Annotated in this window: 12 protein-coding genes; all 12 read right to left on the minus strand. The window is 62.2% G+C overall.

The window, feature by feature from the left end; genetic code table 11:
* The 12 genes from nuoJ to OGV19_RS04945 all read right to left on the minus strand — a co-directional run bounded on the left by nuoJ (position 1) and on the right by OGV19_RS04945 (position 13,669).
* Positions 1–501 (minus strand): NADH-quinone oxidoreductase subunit J, encoded by a 501-nt coding sequence (gene nuoJ, locus OGV19_RS04890; RefSeq protein ID WP_186680785.1) that lies wholly within the window; start codon positions 499–501, stop codon positions 1–3.
* Between the two features lie 10 nt (positions 502–511).
* Positions 512–1,060, minus strand: coding sequence for an NADH-quinone oxidoreductase subunit NuoI (nuoI, locus tag OGV19_RS04895; RefSeq protein ID WP_027592814.1), 549 nt, complete (start codon positions 1,058–1,060; stop codon positions 512–514).
* A gap of 11 nt (positions 1,061–1,071) precedes the next feature.
* On the minus strand, positions 1,072–2,079 hold the full coding sequence (nuoH, locus tag OGV19_RS04900; protein WP_264312382.1) for an NADH-quinone oxidoreductase subunit NuoH: 1,008 nt from the start codon (positions 2,077–2,079) through the stop codon (positions 1,072–1,074).
* Positions 2,076–4,790 (minus strand): NADH-quinone oxidoreductase subunit NuoG, encoded by a 2,715-nt coding sequence (nuoG, locus tag OGV19_RS04905; protein ID WP_264312383.1) that lies wholly within the window; start codon positions 4,788–4,790, stop codon positions 2,076–2,078. The genes nuoH and nuoG overlap by 4 nt, the downstream gene beginning before the upstream one ends.
* A gap of 132 nt (positions 4,791–4,922) precedes the next feature.
* The gene (nuoF, locus tag OGV19_RS04910; RefSeq protein WP_264312384.1) at positions 4,923–6,302 is read right to left on the minus strand and encodes an NADH-quinone oxidoreductase subunit NuoF; all 1,380 of its coding nucleotides are present in this window, start codon (positions 6,300–6,302) and stop codon (positions 4,923–4,925) included.
* On the minus strand, positions 6,299–6,796 hold the full coding sequence (nuoE, locus tag OGV19_RS04915; RefSeq protein WP_012273294.1) for an NADH-quinone oxidoreductase subunit NuoE: 498 nt from the start codon (positions 6,794–6,796) through the stop codon (positions 6,299–6,301). The genes nuoF and nuoE overlap by 4 nt, the downstream gene beginning before the upstream one ends.
* A 2-nt stretch (positions 6,797–6,798) precedes the next feature.
* Positions 6,799–8,580: an NADH-quinone oxidoreductase subunit C/D gene (gene nuoC, locus OGV19_RS04920; protein WP_264312385.1), complete on the minus strand. Its 1,782-nt coding sequence runs from the start codon at positions 8,578–8,580 to the stop codon at positions 6,799–6,801.
* 79 nt (positions 8,581–8,659) lie between these two features.
* Positions 8,660–9,337, minus strand: a complete 678-nt coding sequence (locus OGV19_RS04925; protein ID WP_012313769.1) for a NuoB/complex I 20 kDa subunit family protein — start codon at positions 9,335–9,337, stop codon at positions 8,660–8,662.
* Positions 9,338–9,347: 10 nt separating this feature from the next.
* Positions 9,348–9,761, minus strand: a complete 414-nt coding sequence (locus OGV19_RS04930; RefSeq protein WP_003251427.1) for an NADH-quinone oxidoreductase subunit A — start codon at positions 9,759–9,761, stop codon at positions 9,348–9,350.
* Positions 9,762–10,140: 379 nt separating this feature from the next.
* Positions 10,141–10,803, minus strand: a complete 663-nt coding sequence (locus tag OGV19_RS04935; RefSeq protein WP_264312386.1) for a lysoplasmalogenase — start codon at positions 10,801–10,803, stop codon at positions 10,141–10,143.
* A 284-nt stretch (positions 10,804–11,087) separates the two neighbouring features.
* Entirely contained in the window at positions 11,088–12,413 is a 1,326-nt protein-coding gene (gene aceA / locus OGV19_RS04940) for an isocitrate lyase (RefSeq protein ID WP_012273289.1), read from the minus strand.
* 491 nt (positions 12,414–12,904) lie between these two features.
* Positions 12,905–13,669 (minus strand): secretin N-terminal domain-containing protein, encoded by a 765-nt coding sequence (locus OGV19_RS04945; protein ID WP_264313888.1) that lies wholly within the window; start codon positions 13,667–13,669, stop codon positions 12,905–12,907.
* Positions 13,670–13,717 lie beyond the last annotated feature (48 nt).

The raw sequence follows: 13,717 nt of genomic DNA on the forward strand, positions 1-13,717 counted from the left end.
TTACTCCTTCGCCTCAACGCGGCCCAGGTGGAAGGCGGTGACGGCTGCAGCAAGCAGCAGCATCGAAGCCAGTTCGACCACCAGCAGGTACGGGCCGAACAGGCTGATGCCCACGGCCTTGGCGTCCACGGTGGTACCGCTGATGGCTGCGCCACTTGGCGTGACGAACAGCACGTACAGCAGCTCCAGCAGCAGCAGGGCGGCGAGGATCACCGGCCCGGCCCAGATGCCAGGCTTCAGCCAGCCGCGCTCCTGGGCGACCGAAGCCGGCCCGAGGTTGAGCATCATCACCACGAACACGAACAGCACCATGATGGCGCCGGCGTAGGCGATCACTTCCAGGGCGCCGGCGAACGGCGCGCCCAGGGCGAAGAAGATCATTGCCACGGAAATCAGCGAAATGATCAGGTAGAGCAGGGCGTGCACGGGGTTGGTGCCGGTCACCACACGAAGGGTGGAGACCACGGCGATCCCGGATGCGAAGTAGAAAGCGAATTCCATCTTTCTGTCCTTATGGGAGCAAGCTCTTCACGTTGATCGGCTCGGCTTCGTTCTGTGCAGAGCCTTTCGGCTTGCCAGCGATTGCCATACCCGCAACACGGTAGAAGTTGTAGTCAGGGTTCTTGCCGGGGCCGGAGATCAGCAGATCTTCTTTCTCGTACACCAGGTCCTGACGCTTGAACTCGGCCATTTCGAAATCCGGAGTCAGCTGGATCGCGGTGGTCGGGCACGCCTCTTCGCACAGGCCGCAGAAGATGCAGCGCGAGAAGTTGATGCGGAAGAACTCAGGGTACCAACGCCCGTCCTCGGTCTCGGCTTTCTGCAGCGAGATGCAGCCAACCGGGCAGGCCACCGCGCAGAGGTTGCACGCTACGCAGCGCTCCTCGCCATCGGGGTCGCGGGTGAGGACGATGCGGCCGCGGTAGCGCGGCGGCAGGTACACAGCTTCTTCGGGGTACTGCAGGGTGTCGCGCTTGCGGAACCCGTGGGAGAACACCATGGCCAGGCTGCGCAGCTGTGTGCCGGTGCCCTTAACGATGTCGCCGATATACTTGAACATGGGTCAAATCCTCACTGGGCCGCGACGGCTGGCGTGTTGTAAAGCACGATCGCAGCGGTCACCAGCAAATTGATCAGGGTCAGCGGCAGGCAGAACTTCCAGCTGAAGTCCATCACCTGGTCATAGCGCGGGCGCGGGATCGAGGCGCGCAGCAGGATGAACAGCATGATGAAGAACGCGGTCTTCAGCGCGAACCACAGGAACGGTACTTGCGGCAGGATGCCGAACGGACCGTGCCAGCCGCCGAAGAACAGGGTCACCAGCAGCGCCGAGATGAGGATGATGCCGATGTACTCACCGACGAAGAACATGCCCCATTTCATGCCGGCATACTCGATGTGGTAGCCGTCGGCCAGTTCCTGTTCCGCTTCCGGCTGGTCGAACGGGTGACGGTGAGTCACGGCGACGCCAGCAATGAAGAAGGTGCAGAAGCCGAAGAACTGCGGAATGATGAACCACAGGTTCTGGGCCTGGTATTCAACGATGTCGCGCATGTTGAACGAGCCCACCTGTACCACCACACCCATCAGCGCCAAGCCCAGGAACACTTCGTACGACACGGTCTGTGCCGAAGCCCGCAGGCTGCCCAGCAGGGCGTACTTGTTGTTCGACGACCAGCCGGCGAACAGCACGGCGTACACCGACAGGCCGGCCATGGCGAAGAAGAACAGCAGGCCGATGTTCAGGTCGGCGACGCCCCAGCCCGGTGTGATCGGGATGATCGAAAAGCCGATCAGCAGGGCGCTCATGGCCACGACCGGCGCCAGGGTGAAGATCATGCGGTCGACGAAGGGTGGGTTCCAGTCTTCCTTGAAGAACATCTTCAGCATGTCGGCGGCGATCTGGAACATGCCGAACGGGCCGACACGGTTAGGACCGTAGCGGTCCTGCCACCAGCCCAGCAGGCGGCGCTCGACAAAGCTGAGCAGCGCACCGCAGACGACGACGGCCAGCAGCACCACGATAGCCTTTACGACCTGGATGATCACATCGATCACTTCGGGGGTGAACCAGCTCATTGTGCTGCCTCCTGCAGGCCTTCGACGGATGCACCGAAGATGGCAGGCGGAATGCCGGCCAGGCCTTTCGGCAGCGCGACCAGGCCAGCGCCCAGCTCTTCATTGATGCGCAGCGGCAGGCGCAGGGCCACACCGGCGACGTTCAGGCTCAGCAGTGCGCCTTCGTTGACGCCCAGGCGGTCGGCTTCGGACTTGGCCAGGGCCACGTAGGCAGGCTGAATGCGCTCTTGCACCGGGGCGGCGCGCGAGGAGCTTTCTTCGCTGCCGAACAGGTGGAAGAACGGTACTGCGGTCCAGGTTCCACGGGCCGGGTTGAAAGCGCCCGGAATGGCGTTGAACCAGTTCAGGCGGTCGCCTTGCGATTCGATCAGGCGCACGCCTGGGTCGCCGGCACGCAGGTGGCCACCGACTTCGTCCTGGAACTTGTTCCAGGCTTGCGGCGAGTTCCAGCCCGGCGACCAGGCGAACGGCACCTGCTGGCGCGGTTCGACGGAGCCCGAGTAGCCTTCCATCGAGAAGGCGAACGCGGTGTCCTTGTCTTGCGGGGTCCGTGGCTCGTGCACGCTGATATTGGCGCGCATGGCGGTGCGGCCGGAGTAGCGCAGCGGCTCACGGGCCAGCTTCATGCCCTTGATGCGGAACGCGGCGCTTGGTGCGGCGTTGACGATGCCGGCCAGTTGCGGGGCGGCTTCGGCGCAGGCGCTGGTGACGTGGTCCAGCTGGGTCCAGTCGACCGGCTTGTTCAGCAGGGTGGCACGCAGGGCATGCATCCAGCGCCAGCCTTCGTGGACCAGGATGCTGCTGTCCAGGTACTGCGGGTCGAATACCTGGAAGAAGCGCTGGGCACGGCCTTCCTGGCTGACCAGGGTGCCGTCGCCTTCGGCGAACGAAGCAGCCGGCAGCACCAGGTGGGCGCGTTCGAGGGTCGCGGTGTGGGAGTGATCGGCGACGATCACGACCTTGGCTGCAGCCAGGGCGGCATCGACCTTGGCGGCCGGTACGCGGGTGTACAGGTCGTTTTCCAGCACGACGATGGCATCGGCCTTGCCGCTGATGACCGCGTCCAGCGCAGCATCGACGGACTCACCGCCCAGCATCGCCATGCCGAGGCTGTTGGCTTCAGGCACAACCAGGCTCAGCGAACCGTTCTTCTCGCGCAGCTTCAGTGCCTTGGCGATGTTGGCCGCGGCTTCGATCAGCGCAGGGTCAGCCAGCGACGTACCGGCGATGACCAGTGGGCGCTTGGCCGCGACCAGGGCGTCGGCGATGCGCTTGGCCAGGGCCAGGGCTTCATCGTCCAGGCCGGCTACTGCTGGCGCGCTCGGGTCGATGGCGTGGGCCACGGCGAAACCGATACGGGCAAGGTCTGCCGGGGCTGCGTGTACGCATTCTTCAGCGACGTCATCCAGCTTGGTTTCAGCCAGGCTGGCGATGAACAGCGGGTACAGCGCATGCTGGCCGATGTTCTTCACGGCGGCGTCCAGCCAAGGCTGCACTTTCATCGCTTCGGCCATGGCCTCGGCCTTGCCTTTGGTGGCTTGGCGTACGGACAGGGCAACGCGGGCGGCGGTCTGGGTCAGGTCTTCACCGAGCACGAACACAGCGTCGTGGTCTTCGATGTCGCGCAGGGTCGGCACCGGCAGCGGGCTGTTGTTCAGCACGTTCAGGGCCAGGCGCACACGGGCCAGCTCGCCCGCTTCCATACCCGAATAGAAGTAGTCGACGCCGACCAGCTCACGCAGGCCGTAGTTGCTTTCGAGGCTGGCGCGTGGCGAGCCGATACCGACGATGGTGCGGCCGCGCAGCAGGTCGGCGGCCTTGTCCAGGGCGGCGTCCAGGCTCAGCTTGGTGCCGTCGGCCAGGCGTGGCTGACGTGGGCGGTCGGTGCGGTTGACGTAGCCGTAACCGAAGCGGCCGCGGTCGCACAGGAAGTACTGGTTGACCGAGCCGTTGAAGCGGTTTTCGATGCGGCGCAGTTCACCGTAGCGCTCGCCCGGGCTGATGTTGCAGCCACTGGAGCAGCCGTGGCAGATGCTCGGGGCGAACTGCATGTCCCACTTGCGGTTGTAGCGCTCGGAGTGGGTCTTGTCGGTGAATACGCCGGTCGGGCAGACCTCGGTCAGGTTGCCGGAGAACTCGCTTTCCAGCACGCCGTCTTCAACGCGGCCGAAGTACACGTTGTCGTGGGCGCCGTAGACACCCAGGTCGGTGCCGCCTGCGTAGTCCTTGTAGTAGCGCACGCAGCGGTAGCAGGCGATGCAGCGGTTCATCTCGTGGGCGATGAACGGGCCGAGGTCCTGGTTCTGGTGGGTACGCTTGGTGAAACGGTAGCGGCGCTCGTTGTGGCCGGTCATTACCGTCATGTCTTGCAGGTGGCAGTGACCGCCTTCCTCGCACACCGGGCAGTCGTGCGGGTGGTTGGTCATCAGCCATTCGACGACGCTGGCGCGAAACGCCTTGGACTCGTCATCTTCGATGGAGATCCAGGTGCCGTCGGAGGCAGGGGTCATGCAGGACATGACGATACGACCACGGGTGTCGTTCTCGTCGGTGTACTGCTTGACCGCGCACTGCCGGCAGGCGCCAACGCTACCAAGCGCCGGGTGCCAGCAGAAATAAGGGATGTCGAGGCCGAGCGACAGACAGGCCTGTAACAGGTTGTCTGCACCGTTGACTTCGAGCGCTTTGCCGTCTACGTGGATAGTGGCCATTGTTCAAAGTTCTTCGTTGGCCCGCGTGAGCGGGCGTGGCTAATGGAAATCTGTATGCCCGCGGCCCGCCTCGAATCATTCGGGCCGGCCTGCAGGCTGGCGGGTGGCACGGACCACCCGCAGCTCATCTTGTTATGCGCCGACCACGATCGGCCCGCTCGGCACTGGCTTGGCCAGGTTCGGGCGCAGGGTGTCGGCAGCACTGGCTGGGGCGACACCGGCCTCGAATTCGGAGCGGAAGTATTTGATGGCACTGCCCAATGGCTCGACGGCACCCGGTGCGTGAGCACAGAAGGTGCGGCCTGGGCCGAGGAAGTTGACCAGACCCAGCAGGGTCTCGATGTCTTCGGCGCGGCCCTGGCCTTTTTCCAGTGCGCGCAGCATCTTCACGCTCCACGGCAGGCCGTCACGGCATGGGGTGCACCAGCCGCACGATTCGCGGGCGAAGAACTCTTCCATGTTGCGCAGCAGCGAGACCATGTTGATGCTGTCGTCTACCGCCATGGCCAGGCCAGTACCCATCCGGGTGCCGACCTTGGCGATGCCACCGGCGTACATCTGCGCATCGAGGTGCTCGGGCAGCAGGAAGCCGGTACCGGCGCCGCCTGGCTGCCAGCACTTGAGCTTGAAGCCGTCGCGCATGCCACCGGCGTAGTCTTCGAACAACTCACGGGCGGTGACGCCGAACGGCAGTTCCCACAGGCCCGGGTTCTTCACCTTGCCGGAGAAGCCCATCAGCTTGGTGCCGTGGTCCTCGCTGCCTTCGCGGGCCAGCGATTTGTACCAGTCGTTGCCGTTGGCGACGATGGCCGGGACGTTGCACAGGGTCTCGACGTTGTTCACGCAGGTCGGCTTGCCCCACACGCCAACGGCGGCAGGGAAGGGCGGCTTGGAGCGCGGGTTGGCGCGGCGGCCTTCCAGCGAGTTGATCAGTGCGGTTTCTTCACCGCAGATGTAGCGGCCGGCACCGGTGTGCACGAACAGCTCGAAGTCAAAACCCGAGCCCAGGATGTTCTTGCCCAAGAGGCCGGCGGCCTTGGCTTCGTCGATGGCGCGGTTGAGGTTTTTCGCCGCGGTGGTGTATTCGCCACGCAGGAAGATGTAGCCACGGTAGGCCTTGAGGGCGCGGGCGCTGATCAGCATGCCCTCGACCAGCAGATGGGGCTGTTGCTCCATCAGCATGCGGTCCTTCCAGGTGTTCGGCTCCATTTCATCCGCATTGCACAGCAGGTAGCGGATGTTCATGGATTCGTCTTTGGGCATCAGGCCCCACTTCACGCCAGTGGGGAAGCCCGCGCCGCCACGGCCCTTGAGGCCGGAGTCCTTGACGTTCTGCACGATGTCGTCTTGCGACATCTCGCTCAGTGCCTTGCGGGCAGCGGCGTAGCCGTTCTTGGCCTGGTACTCGGCCAGCCAGACCGGCTCGCCGTCGTCACGCAGACGCCAGGTCAGCGGGTGGGTTTCGGCCGAGCGCGCGATGCGGTTGGCCGGGCCGAAGGAAGTAATGGTCATACGTAACCCTCCAGCAGTTTGGTAACGCCAGCAGGCTGCACGTCGCCAAAGGTGTCGTCGTCGATCATCAGCGCCGGGGCCTTGTCGCAGTTGCCCAGGCAGCACACCGGCAGCAGGGTGAAGCGCCCGTCAGCGGTGGTCTGGCCGAGGCCGATGCCCAGTTCGCTCTGGATCTGGCTGACCACCGACTCGTGGCCGCCGATGTAGCAGACCATGCTGTCGCACACACGGATGATGTGGCGGCCAACCGGCTGGCGGAAGATCTGGCTGTAGAAGGTGGCCACGCCCTCGACGTCGCTGGCAGGGATGCCCAGCACTTCGCCGATGGCATGGATGGCGCCGTCCGGCACCCAGCCACGTTCCTTCTGGACGATCTTCAAGGCTTCGATGGACGCCGCGCGCGGGTCCTCGTAGTGATGCATCTCGTGCTCGATGGCCGAGCGCTCGGTTTCGCTCAGGGCGAAACGGTCTGTCTGGATAAGCGTGCTGTTCATGCTTAGCGGTCCACGTCAGCCATAACGAAGTCGATACTGCCCAGGTACGCAATGAGGTCGGCGACCATGCTGCCTTTGATCACCGAAGGGATCTGCTGCAGGTGCGGGTAGCTCGGGGTACGGATCCGGGTGCGGTAGCTCATGGTGCCGCCATCGCTCGTCAGGTAGTAACTGTTGATGCCCTTGGTCGCTTCGATCATCTGGAACGACTCGTTGGCCGGCATGACCGGGCCCCACGAGACTTGCAGGAAGTGCGTGATCAAGGTTTCGATGTGCTGCAGGGTGCGCTCTTTCGGTGGCGGCGTGGTCAGCGGGTGATCCGCCTTGTACGGGCCTTCCGGCATGTTGCGCAGGCACTGGTCGATGATGCGGATACTCTGGCGCATCTCCTCGACACGGACCATGCAGCGATCGTAGGCATCGCCGTTGTGGGCCAGCGGTACTTCGAACTCGAAGTTCTCGTAGCCGGAGTAGGGGCGCGCTTTACGCAGGTCGAAGTCGCAACCGGTGGAACGCAGGCCGGCACCGGTGGTGCCCCATTCCAGCGCTTCCTTGGTGTTGTACGCGGCAACGCCAACGGTACGGCCCTTGAGGATGCTGTTCTGCAGGGCGGCCTTGGTGTATTCGTCCAGGCGCTTGGGCAGCCAGTCGACGAAGTCCTTGACCAGCTTTTCCCAGCCGCGCGGCAGGTCGTGAGCGACGCCACCGATGCGGTACCAGGCCGGGTGCAGGCGGAAACCGGTGATCGCTTCGATCACGGTGTAGGCGCGCTGACGGTCGGTGAAGGTGAAGAACACCGGGGTCATGGCGCCGACGTCCTGGATGTAGGTACCCAGGAACAGCAGGTGGCTGGTGATGCGGAAGAATTCGGCGAGCATGATGCGAATCACGTCGACCTTCTGCGGCACCTTGATGCCCGCCAGCTTTTCCACCGCCAGTACGTACGGCAGGTTGTTCATCACCCCGCCGAGGTAGTCGATACGGTCGGTGTAGGGGATGAAGCTGTGCCAGGACTGGCGCTCGGCCATCTTCTCGGCGCCACGGTGGTGGTAGCCGATATCCGGCACGCAGTCGACGATCTCTTCACCGTCCAGCTGCAGGACGATACGGAACGCACCGTGGGCGGATGGGTGGTTGGGGCCGAGGTTGAGGAACATGTAGTCCTCGTTGGCGCCCTGACGTTTCATGCCCCAGGCTTCCGGGTTGAAGCGTGCCGATTCCTCTTCAAGCTGCTGCTTGGCCAGGGTCAGGCTGTAGGGATCGAACTCGGTGGCACGGGCAGGGTAGTCCTTGCGCAGCGGGTGACCTTCCCAGGTGGGCGGCATCATGATGCGGCTCAGGTGTGGGTGGCCGGCAAAGTCGATGCCGAACATGTCCCAGACTTCGCGCTCGTACCAGTTGGCGTTTGGCCAGATGCCGGTCACGGTCGGCAGGTTCAGGTCGCCTTCGCTGAGCGACACCTTGATCATCACGTCGCTGTTACGCTCGACCGACAGCAGGTGGTAGAACACGCTGAAATCGGCAGCTGGCAGGCCACGGCGCTGGGTGCGCAGGCGTTCGTCGACGCCATGCAGGTCGTACAGCATGCTGTACGGCTTGGCGACGTTGCGCAGGAAGCTGAGTACTTCTTTGAGCTGTGCACGTTTCACCCACAGAACCGGCATGCCGGTGCGGGTTTCTTGGGCGACGAATGCGTCGGCACCAAAACGGTTGTGCAATTCGACGACCACATCCTGGTCGTCAGCCTTGTAAGGCGGAATATAAATAGCGTTGTCCGCTGTCATGGTCTCGGTCGCTTTGGGTCAACGTTAAGAATGAAGCCAGGCCGCCGGCTCCTATGGGAGCGGGCGGCAGGTCGCTGGATCAGACTTCGTCGGGGCTGCGCAGGTTGGTTACGGCAATGCGCTGCTCACGACGCAAATCTTTCTGGGCTGGCATCTCGGCACGGTAAATACCTTGATCACCAACAACCCAGGAAAGCGGGCGTCGTTCTTGGCCAATCGACTCCTGCAGCAGCATCAAGCCTTGCAGGAAAGCCTCAGGGCGTGGCGGGCAGCCAGGCACATAGACGTCCACAGGGAGGAACTTGTCGACCCCCTGAACGACCGAGTAAATGTCGTACATGCCACCGGAGTTGGCGCACGAACCCATGGAGATAACCCACTTAGGCTCGAGCATCTGCTCGTAGAGGCGCTGAATGATCGGCGCCATCTTGATGAAGCAGGTACCGGCGATGACCATGAAGTCGGCCTGACGCGGCGAGGCCCGGATGACTTCGGCGCCGAAGCGGGCGATGTCGTGGGGCGCCGTGAAGGCCGTGGTCATTTCCACGTAGCAGCAGGACAGGCCGAAGTTGTACGGCCAGAGGGAGTTCTTGCGACCCCAGTTGACCGCGCCACGCAGCACATCTTCGAGTTTCCCCATGTAGATGTTCTTGTGGACCTGGTCCTCTAGCAGTTGGTCGGTGACGGTTTCCCGTTCACCTACCGGGTACTGCTCGTTGGGCGCATCCGGATCGATTCTGGTGAGATTGTATTGCATTGCCAAAGCCTCATTGTTTCAGCTTCGCTTGCCGCTTGCGGCGACCTTCGGGAGCCCAATCAAGAGCACCGACGCGCCATAGGTAGACAAGACCTGCCAACAGAATTGCTATGAAAACGAGCGCTTCGACGAACCCGGTCCAGCCGCTTTCGCGGACGGACACAGACCATGCAAAGAGAAAGAGGGCTTCGATATCGAAGATCACGAACAGCATCGCGACCAGATAGAATTTGGCGGACAGGCGCAGGCGGGCGCTGCCGACGGGCAGCATGCCGGATTCGAAGGGTTCGTTCTTGGCGCGGCCCCAGGCCTTGCTACCGAGCAGGCTGGACAGACCGAGCATGAAGGCACACAGGCCGACGACACCCAAAAGGAAGATGGCAAAGCCCCAGTTGTGGGCGATGAGTCCTGCCGAATCGGACATGCTAGAGATCCTTATACAGAGACCCAGCTCTGCAGTCTGAAATAAGTAGAGCGGCGACTTGGTGTCGCACATGCAGTGACCAAATGTCGCAGCTGAATCAATCGCGCTGATTTTATGGGTAAACCCGGTGCAAGTAAAATTTCTGTGGCAATTTATTCGTAGGATTAAGAACAAAAATCTTTTGTAACTGGCTGAAAGCCTTGAGTTTCGGGCATTGCGCGCGTTTTTGTTAATTATGTTTCTTGCGCGATGTAACGAATCCCTAATTCCGTAATGATAATTAATCGCATTGAACTTGATGCGTTGAAATTCTCCTCTTGTGAGCCTTGCAAAGTTGCCTGGGCAACCTGGCTACTTGCAAATGCGAAAAAGGCTCGTTCTAACAGCTTCCAACACCTCGCGCACCGCTCTGGGTCAATACTTTATCGGTTAAGCCGTGGCGGGCCGATGAAGCGATTGCCCACTGCCCCAGCCAGTACGCGACGATGATCAGGTAAGGCGCGGCAGCAAACGGGCTGACGAAACGGTCGATGCCGATCAGGCTGTCGGAGAACACGAACAAACCAGCGCCGAAAGCGGCAATGCCGCCGCAGGCCAGTGCGCGCCAGAGCATGGCGCTGATTGCCAGGGCATACAGCGCCACCGGGATCAACAGGGGGCCAAGGCCGTGGCTGGCCAGCACGGCCAGTAGGGTCGAGCCTGTCGCCGCGCTCAGCAGCAGGGCTGGCAGGACAGGGTTTAAGGTCTTGCTGCAATAGGCGCGCAGGTAGGCCAGATGAGCGCAAAGAAAGGCCGCCAGGCCGAACACGAACAGGTCGGCGGGCACGGCCAGGAGTACGTCACCCAGTAAAGAGAAGCCCAGGCCGATGACGATCCAGCGGCGGTATACGGTGGCGGGCCCCTGGTATAGCCAGGCGATCAGTGCTAATACCGGAACGGGTTTGACCAGCAGTCCGAGCAGGGCATTGTTGCTGGCCAGTGAATAGAGATAGAAAGCAGCGGCTGCGATGGCGATCGTGATCAGATGGCTTGGACGAGGCATGGGCGGTCCTTGCTACTGTGCTGCCTCAAGCATAGACCGAATTCTGGGTTTTGCTTTTGTCTGTCCCGGCCTCTTCGCGGGACAAGCCCGCTCCCACAGGATCTCCACAGCTTTGGAGGCTAGTGCAGTACCTGGACTGCCCCCCAGGGGTTGGAATGATGTCCAACTTCTCGGGGGCAGTCCAGCCTGTGGGAGCGGGCTTGCCCCGCGAAGAGGCCAGTGCAGACAAAAGAAGGCCCGAGACGCTTGCGAGTCCCGGGCCTTCCTTCAACAGCTCACTGCTATCAGTGGAACTGCTCCTCCTCGGTCGAACCGGTCAGTGCAGTCACCGACGAAGCCCCACCTTGAATCACGGTGGTCATGTCATCGAAGTAGCCAGTGCCCACTTCCTGCTGGTGCGCAACGAAGGTGTAGCCTTTGCTGGCATCAGCGAATTCCTGCTCCTGCAGCTTCACGTAGGCGGTCATGTCGTTGCGGGCGTAGTCGTGCGCCAGGTTGAACATGCCGTGCCACATGTTGTGGATGCCGGCCAGGGTGATGAACTGGTGCTTGTAGCCCATCGCCGACAGCTCGCGTTGGAACTTGGCGATGGTCGCGTCGTCCAGGTTTTTCTTCCAGTTGAAGGAAGGCGAGCAGTTGTACGACAGAATCTGGTCTGGGTATTCCTTCTTGATCGCTTCGGCGAAGCGACGGGCTTCGTCCAGGTCCGGCTTGGCGGTTTCGCACCAGATCAGGTCGGCATATGGGGCGTAGGCCAGGCCGCGGGAGATCGCCTGGTCGAGGCCGGCGCGCACTTTGTAGAAGCCTTCACGGGTGCGCTCGCCGATCACGAACGGTTGGTCGTACGGGTCGCAGTCACTGGTCAGCAGGTCGGCGGCGTTGGCGTCGGTACGGGCCAGGATGATGGTCGGCACGCCCGAGACGTCAGCTGCCAGACGTGCGGCAACCAGCTTCTGTACAGCTTCCTGGGTCGGTACCAGTACCTTGCCGCCCATGTGGCCGCATTTTTTCACCGAGGCCAACTGGTCTTCGAAGTGCACGCCGGCGGCGCCCGCTTCGATCATGTTCTTCATCAGCTCGTAGGCGTTCAGTACGCCGCCAAAACCGGCTTCGGCGTCAGCCACGATGGGCGCGAAGTAGTCGATGTAGCCTTCGTCGCCTGGGTTCTTGCCGGCTTTCCACTGGATCTGGTCGGCGCGGCGGAACGAGTTGTTGATGCGCTTGACCACGGTCGGTACCGAGTCGACCGGGTACAGCGATTGGTCGGGGTACATGGACTCGGCCGAGTTGTTGTCGGCGGCAACCTGCCAGCCGGACAGGTAGATGGCCTGGATGCCGGCCTTGACCTGCTGCACTGCCTGGCCGCCGGTCAGGGCGCCCATGCAGTTGACGAAATCTTTTTCTGGGCGGAAGGACGGGTGGGCACCTTGGGTGACCAGCTTCCACAGTTTTTCTGCGCCCTGGCGAGCCAGGGTGTGCTCCGGCTGCAGGGAGCCACGCAGGCGAACGACATCAGCGGCGGTATAGGTACGGGTCACGCCTTTCCAGCGCGGGTTTTCGGCCCAGTCTTTCTCGAGGGCTGCAATTTGCTGTTCGCGTGTCAGTGCCATGGAAATAAACCTCGTCGCATCGATCTTGGGGTAATTGTGCTGATGCTCAGGTGCAGATCAGAGGCCTGACGGCTGTCCTGTCCGGGGGAGTGCGGCGGCGAACGCGAAGGCTCGAAGGGGGAAGGAGGTGCAGGCTAGGCGAAGGTGTGCCCTGCAGGTCGGCTCGTGGTTGCCTTGCTGCGGTGCGACGCGATTGCCAGAACTGCGGTGATGCGCTTCCGTCCCTCGGGACAACTTCTTCGTTGCAGTCGCAATCCCGTCGAACCGCCTTGTGGGCCGTATAGACACGAGGCGCCTCCAGGGGTGGGAGGAGCACGCCTCGAAGGCCCTTGCCAGGGCCCCTGATTAGCGGGAGCGAGGCCATCATGCCCTTGGGAAAAAGTGCCTGTCAAATGTTTTGTAGTGACTTTTTTCACTTACTACATCTTTGGTCTAATGAGACTCGGCGGTCAGTTTCTAGGCCATTGGTCGAAGCCTTGAATTGCTTGGGATCAGTCCAGAAGGTCGACTTTGACACGCAAAGTCATGTTTTCACCGCGCTGGGTGCTGTACGTGTGGCTTGACGCGCTGCGCTCGGCCTGACTCTGCTGATTGAACCCTGCCAAGGTGATCCACTCGCCGAGCTTGCCGGTGACGGTCGTGTCGGTGCTTTGCACTTTCACTACATCGGCACGTTCCTGGCTGATACGGTCATTATTAGTGCTTATTTGCAGACGAACCGTGTCGCCGCTCAGGCTTGGGGTAACGTAAAAGCCTTGGGTCACATTGCGGTATTCGGTGTTGCTTTGGATGCGCCCATAACCGTCGGTGCTGGTACTGGTAATCGGTATGCTCTGGCCAACCTGGATCAACGCAGCCTTGCCTTCGCTGGCCTGGATCTGCTGCATGCCGCCTTCACGGTTGCTGGTGCCGTAACGGATGACGCGGGCGTTGCCACGGTTGTCCTGGAAGTTGCTGTCGTTGTTGTCGACGCTGATCAGCAGGCGCTTGGGCGCGGTGTCCAACTGTTGCAGCAGGCTGCGCAGGTCGTCGATGCGTTCGGGGCTGGCGTTGACGATCAGCTTGTTTTCGAAGGCGCTGACGGTGCCGTCCTTGCCGATGAACGATTGCGCGGCAGGCAGCAGTTCGGCGCTGCTGCGGTACTGCAAGGGCACGACTTCGGTGGCGGCGTGAGCGCTCAGGGCGGCAGCCAGCAGCAGCGAGGCGATGAGGGGGCGTGGCGGCATGTCCATGATCTCCGCAGGTGGAATCAACATCATGGCAAATTTGCCCCTGTTGTGCAGGTTACGCATCAACGGCCGGCA

The sequence above is a fragment of the Pseudomonas putida genome (genome assembly GCF_025905425.1).
GTDB lineage: Bacteria > Pseudomonadota > Gammaproteobacteria > Pseudomonadales > Pseudomonadaceae > Aquipseudomonas > Aquipseudomonas putida_AF.